A 25,350-nucleotide genomic window follows, 5' to 3' on the forward strand; every position below is an offset into this window, starting at 1 on the left:
AAGGGGCCTGTGTGGCCAGGGATTGCTTGTGGTCAGGACTGCGTGGGCGGCCCCTCGACCGTGAGCCCGTCGAGCGCGTCGGTGATCTCGATCTGGCAACCGAGGCGGCTGCAGTCGCGGCGGCTGGTGACACCGAGGGTCGAGCAGGTCCTCCTCGAGGTCACCAGGCCCGCCGACGGCCTCGAATAACCCCTCGCGGACCCACATCGCAGGTGGCGCAGGAGTTGTTGCCGCCGCAGCGCCGATGATGCCGGGGACGCCGGTGCACGGCGCGCGCTCAATGACGTTCTCGCCGACGCTGGCGTCGATCACACGCTCGTCGTCGTCACTGCCCACATACACGACCTTCGGCACGCGGCACGTCCTCCTTGTTGCCTAATGGCCTGACCATTATTCCACAGGTGTGACGTACGTCAACGGGCCAGACCGGACGAGGCCTGCGGCCGGGTGATCACCTTCTACCAGCCGCCCCACCGAGCGGGCTGAGCACGAGCAGCGCGACAGCCTGTCCGACACCGACCGGGCCGGTGTACGCGATGGCGCCGGTCAGGTCGTAGACCTGGCAGAGGTTGGCGGCGACGGTGCCCCGGGTGCCGATCTCGGAGAGGACCACTCCCCCAGTAGGGGTTGAAGTCACGGTTGTGCAGGACCACGGGCAGCGCCACGCGTGACCGCCTCAACCCACGGGCACCAGGGCCAGCTTGCTGGGATCCAGGCGCAGGTAGATCGAGGTCCCCTGCTCGATCGAGACCGAGGGGTTGCCCCGGGCCCGGATCTCGTGCTTGCCGACCTTGACCACATGGTCGACGGCCTCCCCGAGGAAGGCCCGGGTCAGCACGGTCCCCGTCCACTCGTTCGGCACCGCACCCGCCCGCGAGCTGGTGCTGACCTCCACCGCCTCGGGCCGGATCGAGACGATGACGTCGGCGCCGACCGGTAGGTCCGCCGCCGAATCGACCAGGAGCTGCCCGTCCTCGGTGCCGACGGAGTACCGCTCGCCGTCCTTCGCCACGACGTTGCCAGCAATGAAGTTCGACGTGCCGATGAACTCGGCGACGAACTTGCAGTTGGGATTCTCGTAGATCTCCCGGGGCCGGCCCAGTTGAACGACCTTGCCGCTGCGCATCACCGCGATCGAGGTGCTGAGGACCAGTGCCTCCGTCTGGTCGTGGGTGACGTACACCGAGGTGATGCCGAGCTCCCGCTGCAGCCGCTTGAGCTCGTAACGCAGGGACTCCCGCAGCTTCGCGTCGAGATTGGACAGCGGCTCGTCGAGCAGCAGCAGTGGGGGCTCCATGACGAGCGCGCGGGCGAGGGCGAGCCGCTGCTGCTGCCCGCCGGAGAGCTTGGTGGCCTGACGGTCGGCATAGCTGCCTAGCTCCATCGTCTCCAGCACCCGCATCACCCGCTCGGCGATCTCCCGCTTGCCCGGCCGCTCGCGGCGCTTCTTCACCTGCAACGGGAACGCCACATTGTCGAACACTGACATGTGCGGCCAGATCGCATAGGACTGGAAGACCATGCCCAGCCCGCGCTCGTTCGCGGGCACGTTGACCGTCTTCCTGCCCGCAGCGCCCGAAAAGAAGACCCGGTCGCCGACCTCGATGGTGCCGGAGTCAGGGCTCTCAAGTCCGGCGATGGAACGGAGGGTGGTCGTCTTGCCGCACCCGGACGGGCCCAGCAGGGTGAAAAGCTCGCCCTCTTCGACCTTGAAGCCGATGTCGTTGACGGCGAACACCCGCTCCTCAGTGCCGGACGAAAGTGCACGACGCCGGCGACGCTCGCCGTCGAAGGTCTTGACGAGATTGTCGATGCGCAACATCTTGTCCTCCTGATAGCAGCCGGCGGACTGATCGCAGCCCGCGGCTCAGTCCTGCCGCAGCCCGACCTTGGCGCCGAGCTTGTAAGGCACTTGGGGCACTCCCAGTCCACGAAGGCATCGCCATGGCCCGTTTGCCGCCGTCTTCATGAGGCGACCCCGTTTGGTCCCGTGACGATGGGCTGGACGTGGGCCACCCGAAGCGGCCAACTGGACGTTTTCTCCCCGCCACCGGGGTGGTCAGCTCGCCAGTAGGCGACGCACGACCTCCGTGATCGAGCGCCTGGCCACGGCCGCGGCGCGGTCGTCGTGCCTGGTCCCGTACGCGTCATCTGATACGCCGAGGACTCTTGCCGGGTACGACCGGAAGGTGATCGTCGCACAGCGCCTCCTGTGGTGGTGGTCACGACGAGTAGATCCTGCCAAGGACTAAAGGTCTAACCTTTGGTTCGAGACGTTACAGAAGCGTTACCTGTGGGTCAAGAAGCAAAGAGAGATGCGCCAGAGAACGTCAGAAGGCAGCACGGTAAGACCACTACCGGAGAGGAAGCCGTCTAGTGCCCAAGGTCACCTTTGTCACCGTCGGTGGAACCCCACGCACGATAGATGCGACGGTTGGCGACTCGGTCATGGTCACGGCCGTCAGGAACGGCGTGCGCGGCATCGTCGGCGAATGCGGAGGTAACAGCTCCTGTGCGACCTGCCACGTCTACGTCGACGAGGACTTCCTGCCGCTCGTCGGTCCTGCGAACGATCTCGAGGACGACATGCTGGACCTCGCGGTGTCGGACCGCCGGCCGACGAGCCGCCTGTCCTGCCAGATCACCGTCACCGAGGCCCTGGACGGCCTGACCGTCGAGCTTCCGGACGAACAACCGTGAGCGGCGGAGCACTCATCGTCGGCGCGAGCCACGCCGGCGTCCCAGTTGGCGGTGTCCCTGCGCGACTACGGCGACGACGGACCCATCACCTGTTCGACGCATGACCGGGAAGGGTGAAACAGCCCACCAGGCTGGACATCGAAGCTCAAGCCGTTCACAGCGAATACCGAGCCCCTGCCGCCGGGCGCCCGCATCGGCTCCCGTACGACTTCACGAGATCGGTCAGGGTCAGCGAGGATCACCGGGCTCGCGCGTCCAATGGCATACCATTGGTCCATCAATCTTCACCCGACCGGGGAGCCGACGATGGCGTCGAACTTCAGGATCAGCGAGGGCTCCGACACGTCCGACGACATGTTCAGTCGCGTGAACATCGACCGCGCGTCGCGAGTCATCGTCGACCAAATCAAGATGTTGATCCATGACGGCAGACTCAAGCCGGGCGACCGACTCCCCAGTGAGCGTGACCTGTGCCAGCGGTTCGCCGTCAGCCGGGTCACCGTCCGCGAAGCGCTACGCATGCTGGAGGCGGGCGGACTAGTCACGATCCGGGTCGGGGCCCGCGGCGGCGCCTTCGTGACTACGCCCTCGCCCGAACATCTCGGGGAAGGGCTCGCCGATTTGCTGAGCGTGTCCCGCCTGACCGCCCCCAACGTGACCGAGGCCCGCAAGATCGTCGAGCTGGGCGTGCTTCCGCTCGCGATGGAGCGGGCCACCGACGCCGACGTGCAGGCGCTGCTGGCGATGGTGGAAGAGGGCCGGAAGGCCGTGGACGCCGGCGAGTACACCATGGAGATGTCGGCCGCGTTCCATGTACGCCTGGCTGAGTGCACCCACAACCCGGCCATCGCGATGCTGGTGCACAGTTTCCACGGCCCGATGTTGATGTCGCTTCACGAGGCCAAGGTCGCCGCACCGCTCATGGGCAAACGGGGCACCACAGAGCATCTGGAGATCGCCGAAGCGATCCGGGACCGTGACCTGGAGCGGGCTCAGCAGATCATGCGTGTTCACCTCGACCGCACGGCAGCCCGCGTCCAGACGCAGGCAACGTCGGCGGACGTGTCCGACCCCGAGCCCGTCCGATCGCCCTGAGGGCCGGAAGGACCACCACGGCGGCGGGTTTCTGGAAACCCGCCGCCGTCTGCCGTGCGAGTGCGCCCGACCCGGCGTGAGGAGCCGACGTCAGACGCGGCAGGGCCGCTGGCATTGTCGAAGACGTGAACGGTGTCGTAGCCGAGATACCGGAACCGGTTCCCGGTGCCCGCGAAATCGCGACGCGGAGAGTCAGTAGAGCGATACGTTACTTCGCTTCGCGAAAGCGAAGATCAGGCCGGACATCGTTACCATCACGAGCATCCAGAGAAGTCCGAATGCCGCGACTTGCGTGGTGCTGCCGTTGACGAACGCGTCGTACAAGGAGACGGCAGCGACCGGAGAGTCCGGCGAGGCCAGGAAGATCGGCATCGAAAGCGCCCGGGCACCCTGCATGAACGCGAAGATTCCTCCGGTGAGCAGCGAGGTCGCCAGCAGGGGGAGGACGACCCGGACGAACAGCCGGAACCGGCTCGCTCCCGACACCAGCGCTGCCTCCTCCAGGTCGGCTCTGATCTGGATCACTCCGGCGTAGGCGAACCTCATCGTGAACGGCAGGAACGTCACGAAGTAGCCGAACATCAGGATCCAGATCGTCCCGTACACCGGGATGGGCGAGGCCAGGCCGACCTGGGCGATCGCGATGCCGACAACGATGCCGGGGATGATCAGAGGCACACTCACCAACTGGTCCAGCAGCGCACTGGCTGGGGCCCGCCGTACGACAAGCCACGCCACCAGGCACGTAATGAGGCTCGCGGCCACGGACGCGATCGCGCACAGCAGGATGGTGTTCATCGCCCCCTCCACGAGCGATGGGGTACTCAGAGCCCAGCGGAAGTTCTGCAGTACGAAATTGAACATGCTCGAGTTGAAGCCCTGGAAGACCGGCACGAAGGCGGCCCATGCCAGGACGACGATCGGGAGGGCGACGAGGATTCCGAAGAGCACCACGGACACGGCACCGTAGGCGTAGCGCCATCGCCCGAAGTCCATGACGCCCGGCCGGTAGGCCTCTCCGCTCACCACCTGGTAGCGCTCGGCCCTCTTCGACAGACGGTTGTAGCGCCACAGCAGGACGCCGACAACGAGCATGAGGGTCACCGACAAGGCATTGGCGAAGCCGTAGTCGGGTGTGATCCCGCGCCGGATCGTCTGGTAAACCTTCGTTGTGACGACCTCGACGCCGCCCGGCAGGCCCACGACGGCGGGCACCTCGAACGCCTCCATCACACGGACGAACGCCAGCAGACCGACCGCGAGGATGGCAGGCCAGGCCAGCGGGAGGGTGATTCGGCGCAACACGGTGAAGGTGCCGGCGCCCGACATCTGGGCCGCTTCCTCGAGGGCGGGGTTCGCCCGCTTGAACGCGCTGACGATCAGCAAGAAGGCCAGCGGCGACCAGATCAGCCCCTCGATGAAGATCATCCCCAGCAGGCTGTTGACGGTGATGATCGACGGATTGTCCGATCCTGTTAGCCGTCCCAGGATCGAGTTCACCAGCCCGTTGCGTCCCAGGATCAGCGTCCACGAGATCACGTAGACGAGGTACGGCGTGCCGATCAGGATGACTGCGCCCAGGTAGGCCAGGGTGCGAAACGGCGCGTTGGTACGTTCGGCCAGCCATGCCTGGGTTCCGCCGATCAGGATCGCGAGCAGCGCAGACCCGATGGCGAACACGACGGTGTTCACCGCGGCGTGGATGTTCGAGCTGTCCCCGAAGAGTTCCCTGAAGTTCTCCAGGGTCCACACCCGCGAGTCAACCAGCATGCCTTCGGTGAGGCTACCGGCGATCAACTGCCACAGGATGGGCGCCATCACGGCGGCGAGCACGACGCCGAGCACTAGGACAACCCAACCAACGAACCGGGTTCTCATGTACTCCTCCTCACTCGTCGCCGGGGCGGTGACCCGGTACCCCGGCGACGGGCGTGATCTGGCTAGCCGGCGTTGACCTTGTCGAAGAGGTCCATCCACCGGCCACTGTCCTTCTCGATCTGCGCCGGGCTCAGCAGCGTCGTCTTGAAGCGGCCGGACTCCGGGTCCAGATCGGGGTCGGTGGGTCTCACGTCCGGGCTGGCCGGAATGTAGGCAGCGTCGCGGAAGACCGCCTGTCCCTCGGGCGAGAGTAGGAAGTCGATCAGCAGACGAGCGGCGAACGGGTGCGCGGCGCCGGCCGTCAGGCCCAGCGGGTTGAGTTCCTTGCTCGCGGCGTTGAGGGCGGAGAATGCGACGTGCGCGCCGTCCTTCTTGCTCAGTGCGACGTGATTGTTGAAGACCTGCAGCACGATCGGGTACTGCCCGGCAATCGCCTGGTTGAGAAGCTCACGCGAGCTGACCTGGACGACTTTCAGCTTCTGGCCGGCCAGCTTCCGCAGGAACTCTTCGCCCTGCTGCTCGCCGAGCGTGTTCAGCACGTTGCCGATGAAGTCCGCGCCACCGGTCGCCTCCGGCGTCCAGGCCACCTGCCCCTTCCACTTCGGGTCGAGCAGGTCGTCGAAGGTCTTCGGCGCGTCCGCCGGCTTGACTCGGTCGGTGTTGTAAGCGATGCCCTTGACGTAGATGTTGACCGCGGTCCAGTAGCCGTCCGGGTCCTTCTGGTCGTTCGGGTAGTCCTCGGCGTACGGCGAGTCGTACTTCTCGGCGGCTCGGGCACCCTTCAACGCCTCGCCGGCGTGCGCACCGTCCCAGACGTCCGACTTGGGAGCGCGCGCCTTCGCCTCGAGCAGCATCTTCTGAGCGATTTCGGAGCTTCCCCCGCGGTAATACTTCAACTCGACGCCCGGGTACTTCTTCTCGAACGCCTCCTTGATCGGAATGACCACCTGGTTGGGGATCAACCCGGTGTACCAGGTGACGCTGCCCTCGTCCTTGGCCTTGGCGTAGAGCGCCTGCTCTCGGGCGGGGCCCGACTGCTGATCGATCTTCGCTACCTCCGCCGACACGTCGGCCGACGCATCCCTACCGCAGCCGGCCAGCGCCGACGTTCCGATCACCAAGGCGAGAGCCGCAATGCTCATCTTTCTCATGTGTTTGCTCCTTTGCCTTCCGTTCCGCCACTGAAGCCGGTTCGACAGGGGTTTCACCGACGCGCCGAGACCTGCTCGACGACCCGGGACCTACTCGGAGAGTCCGAGAACGTTGAACGCGCTGTCCGTCCACGCACCAACCGCAGCCGATGCGTCCAACGCGCTCCGAACGGTCACCTTCGCCATGTACGTGGCCAGCGCCGGCTGTTTGGCCAGCCGATAGGCCAGGGCCAAGGCAGCTTCCTCGAGTTCCGAGTCGTCTACGAGCCGGGTCACCAGGCCCCACTCGTGCGCCGTTCGGCCGTCGAGGATCTTTCCGCACAGCACCATGTCCATGGCGCGTGACTCCCCTACGAGACGAACAAGCCGACGGGCGCCACCCCCGCCGACGATCATCCCGCGCTCGACCTCCGGGTAGGCGAGGCGAGCCTCCGGGGTACCGATGCGGAGGTCGGCTGCCAGCGCGAGGTCGAGCCCGCGACCCAGCACGTTCCCGCGCAGCACCGCGACGACCGGGACGGGTAGGCAGCCGATGGCTGCGCCGAGGTTGTCGTGTTCCCGGGTCCAGAGAGCGTTCCGCTTGGACGGCTCCGGCGGACGGGCCTCTTTGATGTCCACGCCGGCACAGAACGACGGGCCGTTGCCTCGGAGCACCACGACGCGGACAGAATTGTCGGTGCCGATGGCCTCGAGAATCTCGAGCAGCGTCGACCGCATGCGGGTACTGAGTGCGTTGTGCTTGGCCGGACGGTCAAGAGTGAGCAGGCCGACGCCGTCCTTTACCGAGAAGGTCATGCCCGGCTCGGCCGCCTGATCCGGTCGATCTGCGCTCACGATGCGGCCTCCCTCGGCAACCCGAGGCACAACGCGTCGAGCGCCATCGCGCCCTGGCCCGGCGGCAGTACGACGAGGGGGTTGATCTCGACCGACTCCAATTCGTCGCCGAGGTCGCCCGCCAACTGGGCCATGGCGCAGATCACGTCAACAGCCGCATCAACGTCACCGCCTGCCGCTCCGCGCCAGCCGGCAAGCACAGGACCCGCGGCCGTCTTGTCGAGCGCCGCCCTCGCCTCCTGGGGCGTACACCTGGCCGGTAGGAGGCTGACATCGCCATACAGCTCCACAGCGGTCCCGCCCAGACCGACCGCCACGACGGGCCCCACCTCGCGGTCGTTCTGGAAGCCGACGATCAGCTCGATCCCGCCGACGACCTGTTTGGCGACGAGGAGTCCGTCGAGCCCCGGGTGCTTCGCCACCACCTCGGCGGCGGCGGACGCCACGGCCTCGGGGTCGACGAGACCCAGCCGCACCCCGCCGCTCTCCGACTTGTGGTGCAGGCCGGAGGCGACGACCTTGACGACGAACGGTCCCGGCCCGTGTCCGCTGGCCCACGCCGCCGCCTCCTCGGGGGAAGCGACGACTGCCTCCTCCGGAGCGGTCACGCCGTACAGGGCCAACAGACGCTTGGCATCGGCCTCGGTGAGGACCTCTGGCAGCTCACGCAGCAGCGAGCGGGCTGGGTCGGCGGTCGCTGACGTGGTCGCGGAAGCCGGGCCCCCCGGCGCAGTGAGGTGCGGCCGGACCGAGAGCAACGCTCCGGCGATCGCGACCGCGTTGTCTATCCCTTGGACGAATGCGAGGTTCGGCAGCGAGTCGCGGATCTCCCGGCCGATCTCCGTGACGTTGGTGGACGTCATCGAGAACAGCGCGACAGGCACCTGTGCCCCAACCGTCCTTCCTCCGGGGAAGGAGTCGTCGAACAACCGGAGGGCTCGTTCCTTGTGCGGCGCCCGCACTCCGAGCAACTCCTCCTGCAGCAACACCATTCCGACCGCGGGGTCGTCGGCCATCGCCTCGACGCACGCCACCAGGTTCGCCGGGTCGGAGAGGCCGGCGTATCCACTGTCGAGCGGGTTGCTGACCTCCATGTCCGGCCCGATGATCTTGGATATCCGCTCCTGGGTCGCCTCGGCAAGCGAGGCAAGCTCGACCCCGTGCAGTGCGGCGCTGTCGAGGGCCAGCTCTCGCACGCCGCCGGACACCGCGACCACACCGACGCTGCCGCCGGACGGGGCCGGCACCCGCGACAGCAGCTCGCATGCCTCGACCGCGACGTCGAGCGACGGCACGACAACCACGCCGTGCGCGGCCGCCACCGCCGTGAAGGCGGCGAACGATCCGGCCAGGGCGCCCGTATGGCTGGCGGCCGCCAGCCGGCTCGCCTCCGACCGGCCGACCTTGAGCGCCACCAGGCGCTTCCCACGAGCGGCGAGTTCGTCGCACGCCGCGAAGAAGGCGTCCCGGTCTCGCACGCTCTCGACGAAGGCCGCCACGACGCGGACCTGGTCGTCCGCGGCGAAGTACCGGATGTAGTCCGCGGTGGTGAGAGCGGTCTCATTGCCGCTGGAGACCATGTAGCGCACGCCGACGCCGCGGCTGACCAGCGCACGGTGCAACGCCGTGACGACGCCTCCGCTCTGGCCGACCACAGCCACCGGACCATCCTTGATCTTGTCCAGCCGGGAGTCGGTCGTCGTGACCATTCGGGCGACTGCGGAAATGTTCCCCAGGCAGTTCGGCCCGGAGATCGCCATGCCCGTCTCGTCGGCAATCGCTCGCAGCTCTGCCAGCTGGTCCGCGTCCAGCCCGCTTGAGAACACCGTCGCGCTCCGCGAGCCGGCCCTCGCCCCTTGACGCACTGCTTCGACCGCATGCTTCGCCGGGATCAGGACGATCAGGTGGTCGGCCGGCTCCGGGAGGTCGCTGGGGCTCGCGTAGCAGATGTCGCCCCAGACGATCTCCCGGTTGGGATTCACCGGGTGCACCACGCCGGCGTACCCAAACCGGCGCAGGTTGTCGCGGATGCGCTGAGGCCACCCGCCAGGCCGCTCGCTGGCCCCGACGATGGCGATCGACGACGGGTGCAGCAAGGCGTCGACGGCGCCGGTGCGGGGTGGTGAGAACTCGGCCATCAGGCGTTGACCTGGGGAGCCGGGCCGAAGCCGGGGCGGTACTCCTTCTTCAAGAAACTCTCGATGCCGTCAATGCCCCCACGCTGGCTCTGCTTCCGGATGAGCTGGTCGCTCTTGGCCGTCAGCCACGAGAGGGCCTCTTCGTGCGAGATCCGGCGCAGGTCGACCTGCTTGAAGGCCTCCTTGCAGGCACGCAGGGCGAGCGGGTCCTTGGCCTTCAGCTCTTCGGCGATCTCGTAGACCGTGTCCATCAAATTGGCGCGCGGCACGGACATCGTCGTGAAACCGATGTCGCGCGAGGTCTTACCGTCGAACTTGCGGCCGGTCAGGATGTAGAAGAGCGCCTGGCGCGGGATCATCGCGTCGGCCACGATCTTTGCGACCATCCCGCCGGGAATGTGGCCGAAGTTGATCTCCGACAGGCCGAACGTGGCCTCGTCGGCCGCGATCGCGATGTCGCACGACGCCACCACGGTGAAGGCCCCGCCGAAGCAGTAGCCGTTGACCGCGGCGATCGTCGGCTTCGGGAAGTGATTGAGGATCCGATAGCGCCAGTCATGGGAGTTCTTGCGGGCCGCCTCGCGCGCCGCGGGCGTGTCGCGGATCTCGTGGAAGTACTTCTTCAGGTCCTGACCGGCGCAGAAGGACTCGCCGGCGCCGGTGATCACCAGCACCGCCGTCTCGTCGTCGTGCGCGAGTTCGGTGAGCGCCTGGACCATCTCCGCGTGCAGCTCAGGGCTCATCGCGTTGCGCTTCTCTGGACGGTTGAGGGTGAGGGTGGTGACACGGTCCTTCTTGTCGATCAGAATCGTGTTGTACAAAGCTCCCCTACTTTCGCTAGTCGATTCGCTCAACCAGGCTGATCGCCGGCATTTTTCTTGCCTTTCTGTTCGGTCCGCTCTCACCGCAGCGTGATGTTCACCGCGCGCTCCCGGCCGTAGCTGAGGAGCTCGTCGAGCGAGCTTTCCTTGCCGATTCCGCTTTGCTTGAATCCACCGAACGGCGAGCCTGACGGTCGCCTGCCCGTCCCGTTGACGGTGATGTAGCCCGACTCGATGCGGCGGGCGGTCTTCAGGGCCAGCGAGATGTCGTTGGTCCAGACGTTGCCGGTGAGGCCGACGTCGAGTCCGTTCGCGTCGTCGAGCATCTGCTCGTAGTCGGTCCAGCGCAGCACCGAGAGCACCGGGCCGAAGATCTCCTCTCGAGCGATCCGCATCGTCATGTCGACGTTTCCGAACACGGTGGGCTCGACGAAGAATCCGCGGTTGACGCCGGTGGGCAGGCCCCCGCCGTACAGCAGCTTGGCACCGTCGTTTCGTCCGGCCTCGATGAACTCCAGGACCCTGTTGTGGTGCGCGCGGAAGGCCAGCGGCCCCATGTCGGTTCCGGGGTCCAGCGGATCCCCGACCTTCAGGCCAGCGACCGCCTCGACGAGGTGCGCCACGAAGTCGTCGTAGATGTCCCCGTGCACGAACGCACGCGAGGTGGATCCGCAGGACTGTCCCATCGAGCGGGCGAAGTTCATCGCGCCGACGGCGCCCCTCGCGGCGTCCGCTGGGTCGGCGTCCGGCATGACGATCAGAGGATTCTTGCCACCCAACTCCAGGCTGACGTGCTTGATGTACGGCGCTCCCAACTCGGTGATGCGGGCGCCGGTGGCAACGCTGCCGGTGAAGGCCACTCGCGGCACCGCTGGGTGACCTGCGAGCAAGGCACCCACCGTCGCGCCTGGGCCGGTGATGATGTTGTAGACGCCAGCCGGAAAGACGTCCCTGACCAACTCACCCAGGCGAAGTGCCGACAGCGAGGTCTGCTCTCCCGGCTTGATGACAACCGGAGCGCCGGCGGCGAGCGCGGCCGCGCATTTCCCGGCGGCGAACTTGATCGGATGGTTGAACGGGACGATCCGCGCGACGACCGGGTACGGAACGAACTCGGTGAAGGTCACCGCGCCCGGACCGGACGGGAACGTGGTCCCCTTGGTCTCGCTCGCCAGGCCCGCGAAGTAGCGGATCTCAGCGACGGCGCTCGTCACGTCCGCACGCATACTCTTCACGGGCAGACCGGCGTCGAGCGCGTCGAGCAGCGCCAACTCCTCGCGGTGAGCATCGAGCACGTCGGCGTACACGTGCAGCACGCGCGCGCGTTCCTCCCACGGCAGTTCGCTCCAACTCCTGGATGCTCGCCGCGCCGCCTCGACGGCGCGGTGGACATCCGCGGTGGTCGCGACCGGCAGCGCTCCCATCCGCGCCTCGGTCGTCGGATTCTCCGACGGCATCGTCGCCCCGTCAGACGCCTCGACGATCTCGCCATCAATGAGCATTCCGCGGAGCGGAACCTCGGTTTCGTGGCCCTGATCCATGCTCACCTCTGCGCCCTGCGATCAGCCGATCCAACTGGCTCGACTGGACCCTACAACAAACCATTTGGTGGTATGACCATAAGCCCAAACCCCTGGAATGTCTCTACCCCGGGGGTGAGAAAATACGAGGAGGACGGCTGCGACGAAACGTTGCGCCGCAGGCACAACCGGTAATCGGGCGGGCCAGGCGGGGCTGTGGCTTGCGGCAAGCCTGCGACTTCTCGGCGACGGGGGACGGTCACCGTGGTTGGCGGGGAGCCACGCCCGCCGTACCAGCCACCGCCCCTTTCGAAAGCGTTCCTGCAAGGAACCGTGACCGATAGCGGCCCCGCCCTCCGCGGCCCGGACCTCTACCGCGAGGAGGACATCGACCTGGTCTGCGAGTGGGCGAGTCCGGCCGGCTGACCGGACCCACCACCGGAGCCGGTGATGCGACCACGCCGCAAGCAGCAGTTCGTCCGTCCGCTGTTACCGGACCGGCCGGCTCGTGTCGATCGACACGGTGGACTCTCCGCAGGACTACCTGGCCGTCGGCAAGCTCCTCGGGACCGGGCGATCGATCCCTGCGCCGGCGCCGTGGATCGGGCGGTCCCGCTCACTCAACGGATCCGGGCCAGCGGCTGAGGGTCGGACGGGGACCTCGGCCCGGTCACCCCCGGGACTCGTCCGCCACCAAGTCTTCGACCAGGATCGCCGCTCCTGGTCGGGCCTCGACGAAGACCGCCTCGCCGGGCTGGAGCCGCGCGTCGAGGTCATAGCTGCGGACGAAGACCGTGGCCGCACCCAATTTGACGGCGTAGTCCCAGGCGTCGCCGCGGAAGATGCCGCGCTCGACTGTGCCAGGCCACGAATCCGCAGAGATCCGCCGACGGTCGATACGCAGCCCGGATGGACGTATGGCGACCACTGTCGGCGATCCCGTCGGCACCGCCACCGGGGTAGCCACCTCCAGCGTGCTGCCACCGAGCCGCACCCGGACGGTCCCTTCACCGACAGCGACGACCTCACCCCGCAGTCGGTTGGACAGCCCGAGGAAGCGGGCCGTGACATGGCTCGTCGGTCGCCGATAGACCTCCTCGGGCGTGCCGGACTCCACGAGCCGGCCTTGATCCATCACGATCACCTGATCGGAGATCGCCAGCGCCTCCGCCTGATCGTGGGTAACAAAGACGGTGGTGATCCCGAGCTGCTGCTGCAATTGCCGGATTTCGTCACGCATCCGGTCCCGGAGTTCGGCATCGAGGTTGCTCAGCGGCTCGTCGAGTAGCAGGATCTTCGGGCGCCGTACCAGGGCTCGAGCGAGAGCGACCCGCTGCTGTTGACCACCAGAGAGCGCGGTGGCGCTGCGAGCCGCGTAGGCACCGAGACCCACGAGGTCGAGCGCTTCGGCCACCCGCTCCTTCTGCTCGCTCTTCGGCAGGCGCGGCCGCACCACGCGCAACGGGTAGCCGACGTTCTGCTCCACGGTCATGTGTGGCCAGATCGCGTACGACTGGAACACCATGCCGATGGCGCGCCTGTTGACCGGCACGAAGACGTTCTCCGCGTCGCCGAATGCCAGCTCGCCGTCGATCACCAGTCGGCCGGCCGTGGGACGCTCCAGCCCCGCGATCATCCGCAGGGTCGTGGTCTTCCCACACCCGCTGGGCCCCAGGAGGCTCACCAGCGAGCCGGCAGGGACCTCGAAGCTCACACCGTTCACCGCACCAACGGCGTTGGAGGCCTTCCCGAAGTTCTTACGCAGGACCTCGACCCGAATCACGCCAACCACACCTCTCTCACTGCACAGGAGGAGCGGGACGGCGCCCGCCCGTCGGGAACGGTCTACGACGTCCGGACGCCGAAGCGCCGGCTCAGGAGGTTGACGGCGCCGATCACCACGCAGGCCATCAGGGTCATGACGACGCCGAGCGCTGAGACGACGGTGAACTGGCCGTCGGACCACAGCTCGAAGACCGAGATCGACACGACCTCTGTCTTCTGGGTGTAGAGGAAGATCGCCGACGACAGCTCCCTGAACGAGATGATGAAGGTGTAGAGGAAGGAGGCCGTGATCGCCGGGACGAGCAGCGGCAGGTAGATCCGCCGGAACGTCCTCGCCCACCCGGCCCCCGATGCGAGCGAGGCCTCTTCGAGCTCGGCTTTGATCTGGCTCACGCCGGGGACCAGGTAACGCATGCCATAGGGCAGCGCATGCGTCACCATCGCGACCACCAGGATCGCGAGCGTTCCGTACAGCCGCACGGGGAGCGGCGCCACCAGGTACCAGTAAAGGGTCGACACGCCGAGGATGATGTTCGGCACGGCGATCGGCACCGCCGCGAAAGCGTCCAGAGTCGCCCTGCCCGGCAGCTGCGTGCGCACGATGACGTAGGCCGAGACCGCGCAAATGGCGGTGACAACCACCCCGGCAGCGAGGGCGATCTCCAGGCTGTGCGTCATCGCGCCCAAGATGCTGGACGAGTTGAACAACTCGCTGTAGTTGCCCCACGTGAGGTGCTTGATTTCCGCCGGATCCAGCGGCCGGTAGCTCGGGAGCAGCGAAGCCCAGGCCAGAATCAGCATCGGGAGGACGGTCGTCACGACGAAGAAGACCATGATCGCCAGTACCGCGACCCACCGCCAGCGGCCAAGATCAGTGAGTGTGGGCCGGTAGCCCTTGCCCGTGATCGTCCCTCGTCCCTCGACACCACCACCAAGGCGCCGAGCTGCCCAGAGCCCGAGCACGGCGATCACCAGGACGATGACGCCGATCACCGAGACCGACCCGTAGTCCGGCGGGAACGAGCGCAGCGACGTGAAGATCTCGGTGGAGAACACTCGTTTGTGGGCCGCGGAGCCGATGAGCTGCGGCACCTCGAACGAGGACATCGTCTGCACCAGCATTAAGAAGATCGCGCCGAGGACGGCGGGACGAATCAGCGGGAAGGTGATCGTGCGGAAAACCGTCGCCGGGCGTGCTCCCGAGGCTGCGGCCGCCTCCTCGAGCGAGGAATCCATCGACGAGAGCGACGCGACGCCCATCAGGAATGCGATGGGCGCGACATGCATCGACTGCACCAGGATCATGCCGTGCATCGAGTACAGGTCGAACGCCGGCAGGCCAAGGTATCGGAGCAGCACGTTGACGGGACCGGTGTCGGGGGCCAAGAGCAGGCCCCAAGCGACCGTGTTGAGGATGCCCGGGATGATGAGCGGCACCAATGAGGCGACCAGTGCGAAACGTTTGGCCGGCGCGTTGGTCCGCACATAGACCCAGGCCAGCGCGAAGCCGACGGTGACCGAAGCGAGTGCGACGCCCCCGGCGTAGGTCAGCGAGGTCACCAGGGTCTCGCGGAACGCCGCGTCGGTCAGTGTGCGCTGGTAATGCTCGAGAGTCCAGGTACCGGTCGTGCCGAGGAAGTCCGAACGCAGGCTCGAGTAGAGCATGGTCACCAGCGGCACGATGGTCAGGTAACCCACCACGAGCACGGCCACGATCGACACAACGGACTGCGTGCTCACCCGCCGTCGGAGCCAGGTCACAAGGGTACGCGGTCCCGCTGAGGCGGTCCCCGCCTCAGCGCGCTGCAGCGTGGCCATCGAAGTCGTCCAGGCTCAGGTCGGCACGGGGGTAGGCGGCTCCGCTCTGCGAGATGCCCATCGCGACGCAGGTTTCCGCGAACCGGATGCCGACCGACTTGGTGTTCAGCACGGGGACGCCCACCTGCCTGCTGAGCGACTCGGGGGAGACGACGTACGGGATCAGGGCGCCACCCAGCGGGATGATGATCTCGGCCCCATCGCGCTCGACCTGTTCCTTCATCACGGCTACCGCCAGCGACTCGATCTCCTCGCGCCGGGAGACCAGGTCCTGACCGTAGACCTGAATCGGACGCACGCTCGTCACGAACCGGTCCATCGCGTAGCCATTGATCAGCCGCCAGGTATAGGGGACGTGCCCGTCGAGCGGCACCATCACCCCGACCCGGGTCGCGAGCGTCGTCGCCACGTGCAACGACGTACGGAACAGCCCGACGACCGGGATGCCGACGGCCAACCGACCCGCCTCGACCCCGGGGTCGAACGTGTTGCTCTGCACAACGGCGTCGTACCCCTGGACCTGCGCCCACACAATCTTTCGGACCAGCGCCGGGGTCTCGAGCGCATGGTGCAGACCCGTGAGCACGCTCTGCTCACCCATCCGCTGGAACACGCGAGAACCGGCAAAGTCGTCCGGGTAACACAGGTCGAGTTCGGTACCCGGCGACGCGTAGCCGCGCAGCAGCTTCTCCACGCGCTCGTGCTTGTCTTGGTCCCCGGTGAGGGGAGACTGGCTCAGGAACATAATCTTCATGGCGCGCCTCAGGGGTTAACCGCTTTGTCGAACTCCGAGCTGAGTTTGTTGTACTCGTCCGGCGGGCGCGACGGGTCGGCCCAGGCCGGTGTCCAGGTCTTGGGGTCCCATAGCGTGGTGTTGTTACGGACGTCCCCACGGATCGAGATCTTTCCCGCGGCGTCGACGACGACCTGCTGGCCCTCGGCTGACAGCAGCCAGCTCTGGAACAACATGGCAGCGTTGCGGTGTGGGGGATTCTTCGCGAGGCCCGAGAGTGTCAGCACGGCCGGCAGTGGGTTCGAGTTCACGAAGTCGGTCCGGGTCGGGTCGGTCTTCTTGAACGCCGCCGAGGCGGGTCCGTACGCTGCCACGGCAGCCAGGGTCTCGCCCGCCTGCATCTCGGTCAGCTGCTGCGTGTGGTTGGGGGTGATCCGCGGCGAGTTCGCAGCGAGTGCCTTGACCAGTTCCAGGGCTTGGTCGTGTCCCATGCTGGAAACGAGGCTGTCGTACCAGTCGACGGACTCGGGATCGATCGAGAACGTGCCCTTCCACTCCGGCTTGGTGAGGTCCTGCCACGTCGTCGGGGGTGTGAGGCCCGCCGCCTTGACGGCCTGCGGGTTGTACGCGAGGACCGAGGTATTGATGTACACCACACCCTCGTAGCCCTCGGGGAGGGTCAGCCCGGAGGGCAGCGCGGGAAGGCCCGCGACACGGAAGCCTTGGAGGGCACCAGCCTTCTGCAACTGTCCGATGTAGGTGGCGTTGCCCGAGACCACATCGGCGTTGAACTGACCACCGCGCTGCTCGGTCAGGATCCGGCTGGAGAGCTGGTTGGCGCTGAGGCGCAACGTGGTCACCTTGATGCCCGGATAGGCCTTCTGGAAGGCGCCGATGATGGGCGCGCTGTTCTCCTTGGTGAACACGGTGTACCAGCTGACCTCGCCCTCCTTGGCCGCAGCGTCGGCCAGTTCGTCCATCGTCTTCTCGGGCCAGATCTCGGCCGCGGCGCCGGCGTTACTGTTGTCACCGCCGCAGGCGGCGAGGCCCAGTCCCATCACCAACGTCAGCGCCAGGAACGCCGCCCTGGGCGCCGCGAGGTGCCGCGCCCTGCAATGAAGCTTCATGTGATCCGTCCTCGAGTGAGTGGGAGAGAGGGTCATGCCAGGTGGGAAGGCTGGGCCGGCGTCGTCATGAGCCGGCCGTACGCCGGCCGGTCGACGTGATTGCCCACCATGTTTAGCGAGTACCAGATCTTCGCCTGCTGGCCCGCGACAACTGCCACCCCGAACTCGCGTTCGATGTCGGCGACCAGCGGCGCCACCAGCCACGCACCACCGGCGATGAACACGCAGTCGGCATCCGGGTGCTGGCGCAACGCCCGTTCGACCAAGCGGAGCGCCACGTCGACCCCCTGCTCGAAGCTGCTCTTCACCTGGTCGGCGGTGTGGGCTTGAGCAACCGTGCCGACCAGATTGACCCCCGCCGACGCGAGCGAATCCGCGACGCGCGCGTTGAGCTGGTCGTCCCACTTGTTCGTCATCACGACCCGCTGTGCGCCAAGGGCTCGGAAGGCAGCGTTGACGGCATCGATGCTGGTGCCGCCGCGCAGGCCAAACTCGGTCCGGCAGCGCTCCCGGAACTCCGCAGAGTAGTCCGGGCCGAGGTTGTAGAGCATCGGCAGGCCACCCAGGACCACGAAGTCCACCCGACGCTTGGCGAGCTGTGCAAGACAGCGCGTCAGGTTGGAGTCGACGGCTTGGCGAGCCGCGTCCCCGGAGAAGCCGGACAGCCCGATGCTGATCATCGAGGCGATCGCGTTGTCGGGCGCCAGGCGATAGAACTCGTACGGGCAGGTGTCGATGATGTCGAGCGGGTTGACGTAGCCGATGCGGCACGTCGGCAGTTCGACGCGATGCGGGGCTTCCCCGGCGGCGGGGGTTATGTCGACCATCCGATATGTCCTCTCAGAGTCCTTGACTCCGTGTGATGCGGTAGGCGGCGCCCGACAGCGCGACGATCGCTGCGGTGACCACGACGCTGAACGCCGCGAGCTCGGTCACTGCCCCGTTCTGGTACAGGTCGAAGATCGCCACGGAGATGACCTGGCTGTCGGGCCCCGACAGCAGCAGAGGAATGGCGAGCTGGCTGCTGCTGTTGAGGAACGTGAAGATGAAGCCTCCGGCCATCGCCGGCAGGGTCAGTGGGAGCACCACGCGACGGATGCGGGCCCAGAATGCCGCCCCGCTGGTGCGGGCGCTTTCTTCCAGATCGGGATGCATCTGAACGATGCCCGCATGGGCATAGCGCATGCCGTACGGCAGGTATCGCATGGTGAACGCGATCGCCAGAATCCAGATGGTGCCGTAGACGGGGATCGGCGACGCTATGTAGGTCCGGAGGACGGCGATACCAGCCACGACGCCCGGGACCACCAGTGGAAGCGAGGCCAGCAGGTCGAGGCCACGCCGACCGCGAATCGAGGTACGCGCCATCACCCAGGCCGCACCGAGTGAAATGGCCATCACTGCCACCCCGCTCACCACGCTGACCACGAGGGTGTTGCCGACCGACCGGACGATTCCGGACCGCCCGAGCGCACTGGCGTAGTTGTCCAGGGTGAGGCTCTGGAGGGCCTCCCAGGACACCGTTCGGTAGTAGGGCAGCAGCGAGGCCCAGACCAGGACCAGCAGCGGGGCCAGCACCAGCAGGAGCGTCGCCCACGAAATGATCCCGCCGACGATGCGCAGCCGGCCGAGGTCCACCACAGCCGGCCGGAAGCCCTTGCCGGTGACGGTCGCGAACCGCTCGCCCGAAGCAGTCTGCCGGCTGTAGCCCCACAGCAGCACCGCGACCAGGACGATCAGGATCACGGCGTACGCCGACGCCGAGCCGTACTCGGGCACCAGACCGCTCTTGATCTGCAGGTAGATCTCGGTGGTCAGCACCTTGACCCCACCGGGGATTCCGATCAGTGCCGGGGCCTCGAATGACTCCAAGGTACGGATCAGGCTCAGCATCAGGGCGGCGAGCGCGCTGGGGAGCGCCATCCGGATCGTGATCCGGCGGAAGACCGTCCACCGGGACGCGCCGGACACCAGACCCGCCTCCTCCAAGCTCGGGTCCATGAACTTGAAGGGCGTGACCATCAGCAGGAAGACAACCGGCGTCCACGAGAGGCTCTCGACGAGCACCATGCCGCCCATCGAGAAGATGTCAAAAAAACCACCCTCGAGCCCGATCCGATGCGCCAGGGTGTTGATGAGCCCGGCGTCAGGCCCGAAGAGCATGATCCAGCCGATGACGTTGATCACGCCCGGCGCGGCCAGCGAGACGAAGGCCGCGACGTAGATCGCGCCCTTGCCCGGGGTGTTGGTCCGTTCCACGAGCCAGGCGAGCCCCGAACCCGCGACGATGGCGATCGCGGTGCTGCCCCCGGCGTAGATCAGCGAGTTCTTGAGCAGTTCGAGCGAGGCGACGCCATCCGACAGGATGCCTTGGAAGTTCTCCAGCGAAACAGGCCCCGGTCGCAGGCCGTCCCAGCTGTGCATGCTGGTGCTGACCAGGAAGACCAGCGGCGGGACCACCAGGATCACCAGCAGCGATCCGACCACGGTGGCCACCCACGTCTCCGCTTGGGGCAACGGTGGCCGCACCAGGGACCGCGTGCGGACGACTGGACGCACGACCGACATCAGCTCGGCTCTCTCTTCGTCCGTCATTTCAGGAGCAGATCGCGCATGTCTTTTTCCCACTGCGGGAACGCGCTCGAGTAGTCGTCCCTGGTGTCGATGTAGATCTTCTGGAAGGACTTGTCACCGGCCATGTCGGTGCGAGCGGAGTCGTAGCCCTTCGAACGGTAGATCTCCTGGCCCTCCTTCGAGAGCGCGAAGTCGACATAGAGCATGGCGGCGTTCGGATGCGGCGCGTTGACCGCGAGGGCGAGGGCTGTCGGTACGGCGATCACCGGTTCGACCGGCTGCCAGGCGATGGGCGCGCCCTTGGCCTGGCTCACACTGACGTGCGAGTTGTAGATGGTCGGCGAGAGCGCGACCTCGCCGGACACGATGAGGTCGGCCAGCGCCCGTCCCGACACGTTCTGACCCCGGATGTCCTGCTTGGACATCTGCTGGACGAACTCCTTGCCCTTCGTGAGCTCCAGCGCGGCGATCCATCGCACGCCAGTCGCGCTGGTGGGCAGGACGATCTTCCCCTTCCACCTGGGGTTCAGGAGGTCCTCGACCGTCCGCGGAACGTCCGTAGCGGCGACCAGCTTCGTGTTGTAGCCGAGCCCGAGGTAGGACTCGCGGACGCCCACATAGTGGTCGCGTACCGCGTCGGCGGCGTACGCGCCTTCCTCGGGCGAGGTGAACTTGGAGAGCAGCCCGGCATCACCGAGCGCGCCGAGCGCGCCGGTCGTGGTCTCGATGATGTCGACGGTGTGCCGACCGCCCGAAGACTCCTCGGAGATCCTCCGGGCAAGGTCGGAGGAGTCACCCTGAGTCACCTTGATCTTGATGTCCGGGTACTTCTTCTCGAAGGCAGCGACAATGGCGTCGGTGATGTCACCGGTCGGGTTGGTGTAGAGCTCGAGCTCCCCCTCCTTCTTCGCGCCCTCGAGCAACTTCGCCTGACGGTCCGCCCCGGTGTACGTCGCGACGGCCAGCACGTCGGCGGACCCCGTCGCGGACCCCTGGTCCCCCGAGCCCTCACAGGCAGCGAGGAGCGCCAAGCCAACCATCCACGCACACACACATGCGACGGCGCGAGGCTTCCTCGCCGCACTCCTCGTCAACCGACTCATGGCTCACGTCTCCTCCGGGGCAGCCACTGCTCAAACCAGGACTACGTTGGACTGATGGAAATATGGACTATCCATTACGGAGTTGATTGCTATCACACATGGCGGCCGATAGGAAGAGCGCCGTCCAGTTCAGAGGCCCAGCCGACGCCGACGCGGCCACAAGGGGAGCGGGCTCCCCGCACCTGCGCCGACTTCCAGCGCTCCCAGGCCCACGCCCTGCCGGCCTGCGACTTCCTGGAAACGGTCACCCCGTTCGTGGCGCGGATGTACGGGTTCGCGGTGATCGAGCACGCCAATCGGCGGATCCGGATCCTGGGTGCCACCGCCCACCCGACCGCATCCTGGATGGCGCAAGCCGCGAAGAATCTGATCATGGACCTCGAGGACGGCGGCTGCCGGGCGCGGTTCCTGATCCGGGACCGGGACGGGAAGTTCACCGAACTGTTCGACGCAGTCCTCAAGGATGCGGGAACCGAAGTCGTCTCAGCGGCGTAGAGGCGCACCCGTACATGATGGGCGGCGGCTGGCGCATGCTCGACATCGTCGACGTGCTCGAGCAGGACCTCGAGGTGCCGGTCCTGCACACCGTCCCGGCCCGGGTGTGGCACACGCAGCGCCACTTCATGGTCGGCGAGAAGCGGACCAGCTTCGGGCGCCTGCTCGCCGAACTACCACCGTTGCTGGCGGTCTCTGACCGCCAGCGACCTGCTGATCAGCAGAACGGGGTGCCGCCTTCAGACGGCCCCCCGTTGCGCTTGCTGATCACTTCCAGACATAGTCCGGGTTCGTGTACGCCTCGTCCGGCATCAGCGTGGTCAGGCCGCGCTCGGCCAGTTCGCGCTCGAACATCGCACGCACCTCGGGGTCCTCGGCGACGTACTCGATCTGGTCGTTCGCGTTGACGACCTTCTCGGTGTAGCCGTTCAGCTGGATCGGGGGGTGGATCGCCAGGTAGCGGGCGGGGTTCGCGCCGAGGTTGAAGTGCTGGTGGAACCACCGGTTCGGGGGCACGAACATCGAGCCCTCCTGCCAGCGGACGATCACCTTCTCGCCGCCCTCGGGCCACATCACCGAGTAGCCCTCGCCGCCGGGGATGAGGATGGCGCGACCGGGACCGTGGCGGTGGCCCTTCTTGTAGGTGCGGGAGGCAAAGACGGACATGTGCGCACTCATGTCGGTGCCGGCGAACTGGATCCGGACGGTGCGGCTACCGGCGCCCCGCTCCTCGTTGGTGTCGAGCCGGTCCCAGGCGAGCATGTCGGGGAACAGGCGCCCGTACCAGTAGGCGACACCCTTGCCGCGCTGCCCGTTGATCCACCGGTACCCCTCGCCGCCCGGCACGGTGCGGGCGTCGGAGTAGGCGTCGCCGTCGGCGGTGATCGGCGCCGGCAGCCGGTAGGGGTTGTTGAGGAAGTAGTCGGGGTCGGTGACGACCGACAGCGCCAGCGGCAGGTACGTGTAGTGCACCAGGCGGACGGTCGTGTCGCCGCTGAGGTTGCGGAACTGGCGGGTGGTGTTGGCGGGAACGAGGAACATCGCGCGCGCCGACCACTCGAAGGACTGCGAGTGGCCGCTGCCGTCGGAGACCTGGGTGCTGCCGTTGCCCATCAGGACGTACACGACCTCGTCAATGCCGACCTTGTACGCCGGCAGCGTCGCGCCCGGAGGGATCTCGGTGACGCGGGTCTCGCTCACGCCCTCCTGGCCCATCAGTTGGACGAAGGCGGTGTTGCACTGCCGCTCCTCCCACCAGCCGAGTTCGACGGTGCGCAGGTCGGACACCGCATAGCCGGTGTGGATCGGGACGCCGCGGCTCTCCATCCACTCGTCGTAGACGAACCTCGCCCGCGGCTCGACCGCAGCTTCGACACTCATCGCTTGCTCTCCTTCTGGTTGCTCGCCAGGACTTGGGTTCGGGTTGATCGCTATCGCGTCAGGAACGTCAGGGATTTCACCGTCACCGGGACGGCGCCGACGGCGCCGAGCGGGCGGCCGATGTCGAGGTAGTCCAGCTCGCCGACCGCGACGCCGTCGACCGCCACGAGCGGACCCGCCCAACCGACTTCCACCCGCAGGATGCGGCCCAGCGCGTGGGCGACGTCGGCGTCGAGGACGACGTAGAGCGGGCGCGCCGGGTCGGCCACCTTGACGAGTTCCTCGGCAATGCCGCGCAGCAGCCGGTAGTCCGGATCGGCCGTGACGGCGAGGGCGTACGCCACCTGCGGGGCATGCCCGTCGATCTCGAATCGCCGTGCGGTGGCCGCGAGCGCCTCGGCCAGCCCGGCGGACTCCCCCGCCGTCGCTGCCACCACCTTGAGGCCGGCCACGGGCAGGACGCCGTCGTCGAGGAAGCTGGTGATCCCGCTGGCCTGGACGCTGTGCTGCCCGGCGCCGAGGACGGTGGCCCGGATGCCCTGCGCCGGCTCGATCACCTGCGCGCCCAGGCCGCTGGCGGCCAGCCGCTTGCGCAGCTCTGTGCCGAGCCGGAGGCCGAGGTCGCCGAAGTCGCCGGTCTCGCGTCCGTAGATGTGCTCGGACACGCCGCCGGAAAAGACGATGGTGCCGATGTCGTCAAACGTCTCGGCCGGCAGCTCGCCGGTCACCCAGAGGCGGTGGAGCAGTTCGTCGCGGGGCTGTCGGTCGATGACCTGGAGCACCAGGTCTGCCATCAGACCGGTCAGCGCGTCGAGGACGGGTTCGTCGATGACGTCACCCACGTCCGCGGACGAGCCGAGGAGGTCCAGCATCCACCGGCCGGGCGGCTCGACACGGGTGAGTCGGCAACTGCCGTCGAAGGCGACCAGCCTGGCCCCGACGCTGAAGGCGCCGGTGTGCAGAACCTCGCCCGCCGACACGACCGACAGCTTGGTCGTACCCCCGCCGATGTCGACGTTGAGGACACGCTGGCCGGTAGCGGACAGTGCCACGGCGCCGGATCCGTGGGCCGCGAGCAGCGCCTCGTAGTGCGGGCCAGCCGCTACGCAGATGAAGGCTCCGGACCGGGCGGCAAACGTCGTCGCGAGCTCTTCGGCGTTCGGCCGGTTCGCGGCCTCGCCCGTCACGATCATCACGCCCGTGTCGATCTCGACCGGCGTGAAGCCGGCCTCTCGGTACGCGGCGTCGAAGAAGCCCTGCAGGGCTGCCGCATCGATCAGCGAGTCGTCCCGGTAAGGAGTGAGCGTGACCTGCGAGCGGTAGAGTTCCGTGCGCTCGGCGACGACGAACTGGTTGGACAGTTCGACCCCGAGCCGCTTGAGCACCAGCCGGGAGATCGTCAGATGCGACGTTGCCGAGCCGACGTCGAGGCCGGCCGAGTGCAAGGTCAGGCGCTCGATGCCGTCCATCTCCTCGGCGTCCTCAGGTACCGGCTCGGTCTCCCACGCATGGCTGTGGCCGTGATCGTCGTGATGGCAGTGGTGGTGGTGGCCGTGATCGTGGTGGTGGCCCTGGTGGTGGTGCTCAGACATGGGCCGCCTCCTGCGTCGCGGCGGGATAGGAGCGCACTGCGTTGGGCCGGGACAGCACACCGGCGGCGATGGCAGCCGTGGCGAGCCCTTCGGCGGTCAACGCGGCGACCGGGCCGATCACACCGGCCACACCACCGACGAGGGTGTCCCCCAGTGCCAAGCCGCCACGGGAGGACATCTGGTAGATGGCCGTCACCACGCCGCGCAGCTCGTCCGGGGTGTCCAACTGGATAGCCGCGTGGCGGATCGTCGTCACCTTGGCGTCGGACCCCTGCGAGCAAGGCGGCGAGGAACGCGTCCGGCTGCTCGCGGCCATCGGGTACAGCGCCTCGATCGTCCTGCTCGGCCAATCCGACGTGGCGGCGATCGGGCCGAGCAGCGTGACGAGGTCACCCTCCTCCACGACGAAGCTCACGTCGTTGAGGGCGAAGACACGGCCGCCGGTCTCGGCGCTGCCCTTGCGGCCCCTGTGCTGACGCTCACCGTCAAACGTCTTGCGCAGGCTCGCGTCCAGCATCGGCCTTCCTCTCGCCATCGGTTAGGTCTTATGGACTGACCATAGTCATGCTGTCGGGCCACCACAACACCCCGTGCATGAGCCCCGTT

22 protein-coding genes are annotated in these 25,350 nt (G+C 67.2%); 3 read left to right on the forward strand and 19 right to left on the reverse strand.

What is annotated here, in order from left to right; all coding sequences use genetic code 11:
• Window positions 1–32: 32 nt before the first annotated feature.
• The 3 genes from AB0F68_RS23990 to AB0F68_RS24000 form a co-directional block, all read right to left on the reverse strand.
• Window positions 33–164, reverse strand: a complete 132-nt coding sequence (locus tag AB0F68_RS23990; protein WP_357341892.1) for a hypothetical protein — start codon at window positions 162–164, stop codon at window positions 33–35.
• A 287-nt stretch (window positions 165–451) separates the two neighbouring features.
• The gene (locus AB0F68_RS23995; RefSeq protein WP_357341894.1) at window positions 452–613 is read right to left on the reverse strand and encodes a hypothetical protein; all 162 of its coding nucleotides are present in this window, start codon (window positions 611–613) and stop codon (window positions 452–454) included.
• Window positions 614–676: 63 nt separating this feature from the next.
• Entirely contained in the window at window positions 677–1,822 is a 1,146-nt protein-coding gene (locus tag AB0F68_RS24000; RefSeq protein ID WP_357341896.1) for an ABC transporter ATP-binding protein, read from the reverse strand.
• A gap of 554 nt (window positions 1,823–2,376) precedes the next feature.
• Between AB0F68_RS24000 and AB0F68_RS24005 the strand changes: the two genes are divergently transcribed.
• On the forward strand, window positions 2,377–2,700 hold the full coding sequence (locus AB0F68_RS24005) for a 2Fe-2S iron-sulfur cluster-binding protein (RefSeq protein WP_322440898.1): 324 nt from the start codon (window positions 2,377–2,379) through the stop codon (window positions 2,698–2,700).
• A gap of 306 nt (window positions 2,701–3,006) precedes the next feature.
• The gene (locus AB0F68_RS24010; RefSeq protein ID WP_357341899.1) at window positions 3,007–3,795 is read left to right on the forward strand and encodes a FadR/GntR family transcriptional regulator; all 789 of its coding nucleotides are present in this window, start codon (window positions 3,007–3,009) and stop codon (window positions 3,793–3,795) included.
• A gap of 192 nt (window positions 3,796–3,987) precedes the next feature.
• Here AB0F68_RS24010 and AB0F68_RS24015 read toward each other — a convergent pair whose 3' ends face one another.
• From AB0F68_RS24015 to AB0F68_RS24075, 13 genes are all read right to left on the reverse strand, one after another.
• Window positions 3,988–5,640, reverse strand: coding sequence for an iron ABC transporter permease (locus AB0F68_RS24015; RefSeq protein WP_357341901.1), 1,653 nt, complete (start codon window positions 5,638–5,640; stop codon window positions 3,988–3,990).
• 95 nt (window positions 5,641–5,735) lie between these two features.
• Window positions 5,736–6,881 carry an extracellular solute-binding protein gene (locus AB0F68_RS24020; RefSeq protein ID WP_357341903.1) on the reverse strand — a complete coding sequence of 382 codons (1,146 nt, stop codon included), beginning with the start codon at window positions 6,879–6,881 and terminating at the stop codon, window positions 5,736–5,738.
• A gap of 33 nt (window positions 6,882–6,914) precedes the next feature.
• Window positions 6,915–7,658 (reverse strand): enoyl-CoA hydratase/isomerase family protein, encoded by a 744-nt coding sequence (locus AB0F68_RS24025; protein WP_322440894.1) that lies wholly within the window; start codon window positions 7,656–7,658, stop codon window positions 6,915–6,917.
• A complete protein-coding gene (locus AB0F68_RS24030) occupies window positions 7,655–9,796 on the reverse strand; it encodes an acetate--CoA ligase family protein (protein WP_357341906.1) in 2,142 nt (713 codons plus the stop codon). The genes AB0F68_RS24025 and AB0F68_RS24030 overlap by 4 nt, the downstream gene beginning before the upstream one ends.
• A complete protein-coding gene (locus AB0F68_RS24035) occupies window positions 9,796–10,617 on the reverse strand; it encodes a p-hydroxycinnamoyl CoA hydratase/lyase (RefSeq protein WP_357341908.1) in 822 nt (273 codons plus the stop codon). Before AB0F68_RS24035 ends, AB0F68_RS24030 begins: the two co-directional genes overlap by 1 nt.
• An 80-nt stretch (window positions 10,618–10,697) precedes the next feature.
• Window positions 10,698–12,158: an aldehyde dehydrogenase family protein gene (locus AB0F68_RS24040; protein ID WP_357341990.1), complete on the reverse strand. Its 1,461-nt coding sequence runs from the start codon at window positions 12,156–12,158 to the stop codon at window positions 10,698–10,700.
• A gap of 649 nt (window positions 12,159–12,807) precedes the next feature.
• Window positions 12,808–13,920: an ABC transporter ATP-binding protein gene (locus AB0F68_RS24045; RefSeq protein WP_357341910.1), complete on the reverse strand. Its 1,113-nt coding sequence runs from the start codon at window positions 13,918–13,920 to the stop codon at window positions 12,808–12,810.
• A gap of 62 nt (window positions 13,921–13,982) precedes the next feature.
• Complete coding sequence (locus tag AB0F68_RS24050; RefSeq protein ID WP_357341912.1) at window positions 13,983–15,662, reverse strand: iron ABC transporter permease; 1,680 nt, start codon at window positions 15,660–15,662, stop codon at window positions 13,983–13,985.
• A 55-nt stretch (window positions 15,663–15,717) separates the two neighbouring features.
• Window positions 15,718–16,434, reverse strand: a complete 717-nt coding sequence (locus AB0F68_RS24055) for an aspartate/glutamate racemase family protein (protein ID WP_322440889.1) — start codon at window positions 16,432–16,434, stop codon at window positions 15,718–15,720.
• 68 nt (window positions 16,435–16,502) lie between these two features.
• A complete protein-coding gene (locus AB0F68_RS24060; protein ID WP_357341915.1) occupies window positions 16,503–17,600 on the reverse strand; it encodes an ABC transporter substrate-binding protein in 1,098 nt (365 codons plus the stop codon).
• A 32-nt stretch (window positions 17,601–17,632) separates the two neighbouring features.
• Entirely contained in the window at window positions 17,633–18,427 is a 795-nt protein-coding gene (locus tag AB0F68_RS24065; RefSeq protein WP_322440887.1) for a hypothetical protein, read from the reverse strand.
• Between the two features lie 13 nt (window positions 18,428–18,440).
• Window positions 18,441–20,096, reverse strand: coding sequence for an iron ABC transporter permease (locus AB0F68_RS24070; protein WP_357341925.1), 1,656 nt, complete (start codon window positions 20,094–20,096; stop codon window positions 18,441–18,443).
• Between the two features lie 95 nt (window positions 20,097–20,191).
• Window positions 20,192–21,142: an extracellular solute-binding protein gene (locus AB0F68_RS24075; protein ID WP_322440885.1), complete on the reverse strand. Its 951-nt coding sequence runs from the start codon at window positions 21,140–21,142 to the stop codon at window positions 20,192–20,194.
• A 189-nt stretch (window positions 21,143–21,331) separates the two neighbouring features.
• On the opposite strand from AB0F68_RS24075, the gene AB0F68_RS24080 reads away from it, so the two are divergent.
• Window positions 21,332–21,772 (forward strand): hypothetical protein, encoded by a 441-nt coding sequence (locus AB0F68_RS24080; RefSeq protein WP_357341927.1) that lies wholly within the window; start codon window positions 21,332–21,334, stop codon window positions 21,770–21,772.
• Between the two features lie 267 nt (window positions 21,773–22,039).
• Here AB0F68_RS24080 and AB0F68_RS24085 read toward each other — a convergent pair whose 3' ends face one another.
• The 3 genes from AB0F68_RS24085 to AB0F68_RS24095 are packed head-to-tail and all read right to left on the reverse strand — an operon-like array spanning window position 22,040 to window position 25,261.
• The gene (locus AB0F68_RS24085; protein ID WP_357341929.1) at window positions 22,040–23,152 is read right to left on the reverse strand and encodes a hypothetical protein; all 1,113 of its coding nucleotides are present in this window, start codon (window positions 23,150–23,152) and stop codon (window positions 22,040–22,042) included.
• A 50-nt stretch (window positions 23,153–23,202) separates the two neighbouring features.
• Window positions 23,203–24,744 carry an ethanolamine ammonia-lyase reactivating factor EutA gene (locus AB0F68_RS24090; RefSeq protein ID WP_357341931.1) on the reverse strand — a complete coding sequence of 514 codons (1,542 nt, stop codon included), beginning with the start codon at window positions 24,742–24,744 and terminating at the stop codon, window positions 23,203–23,205.
• A complete protein-coding gene (locus AB0F68_RS24095; RefSeq protein ID WP_357341933.1) occupies window positions 24,737–25,261 on the reverse strand; it encodes a hypothetical protein in 525 nt (174 codons plus the stop codon). Before AB0F68_RS24095 ends, AB0F68_RS24090 begins: the two co-directional genes overlap by 8 nt.
• Window positions 25,262–25,350: the final 89 nt, after the last annotated feature.

This window comes from Micromonospora sp. NPDC023966 (assembly GCF_040639095.1).
In the GTDB taxonomy this organism is placed as follows: Bacteria; Actinomycetota; Actinomycetes; order Mycobacteriales; family Micromonosporaceae; genus Micromonospora.

Coding starts and splice junctions, on each gene's coding strand:
- AB0F68_RS24000 (WP_357341896.1), bottom strand. CDS start 1,822: ATGTTGCGCATCGACAATCTCGTCAAGACCTTCGACGGCGAGCGTCGC.
- AB0F68_RS24010 (WP_357341899.1), top strand. CDS start 3,007: ATGGCGTCGAACTTCAGGATCAGCGAGGGCTCCGACACGTCCGACGAC.
- AB0F68_RS24030 (WP_357341906.1), bottom strand. CDS start 9,796: ATGGCCGAGTTCTCACCACCCCGCACCGGCGCCGTCGACGCCTTGCTG.
- AB0F68_RS24040 (WP_357341990.1), bottom strand. CDS start 12,158: ATGGATCAGGGCCACGAAACCGAGGTTCCGCTCCGCGGAATGCTCATT.
- AB0F68_RS24060 (WP_357341915.1), bottom strand. CDS start 17,600: ATGAAGCTTCATTGCAGGGCGCGGCACCTCGCGGCGCCCAGGGCGGCG.
- AB0F68_RS24065 (WP_322440887.1), bottom strand. CDS start 18,427: ATGGTCGACATAACCCCCGCCGCCGGGGAAGCCCCGCATCGCGTCGAA.
- AB0F68_RS24080 (WP_357341927.1), top strand. CDS start 21,332: ATGGAAATATGGACTATCCATTACGGAGTTGATTGCTATCACACATGG.
- AB0F68_RS24085 (WP_357341929.1), bottom strand. CDS start 23,152: ATGAGTGTCGAAGCTGCGGTCGAGCCGCGGGCGAGGTTCGTCTACGAC.
- AB0F68_RS24090 (WP_357341931.1), bottom strand. CDS start 24,744: ATGTCTGAGCACCACCACCAGGGCCACCACCACGATCACGGCCACCAC.
- AB0F68_RS24095 (WP_357341933.1), bottom strand. CDS start 25,261: ATGCTGGACGCGAGCCTGCGCAAGACGTTTGACGGTGAGCGTCAGCAC.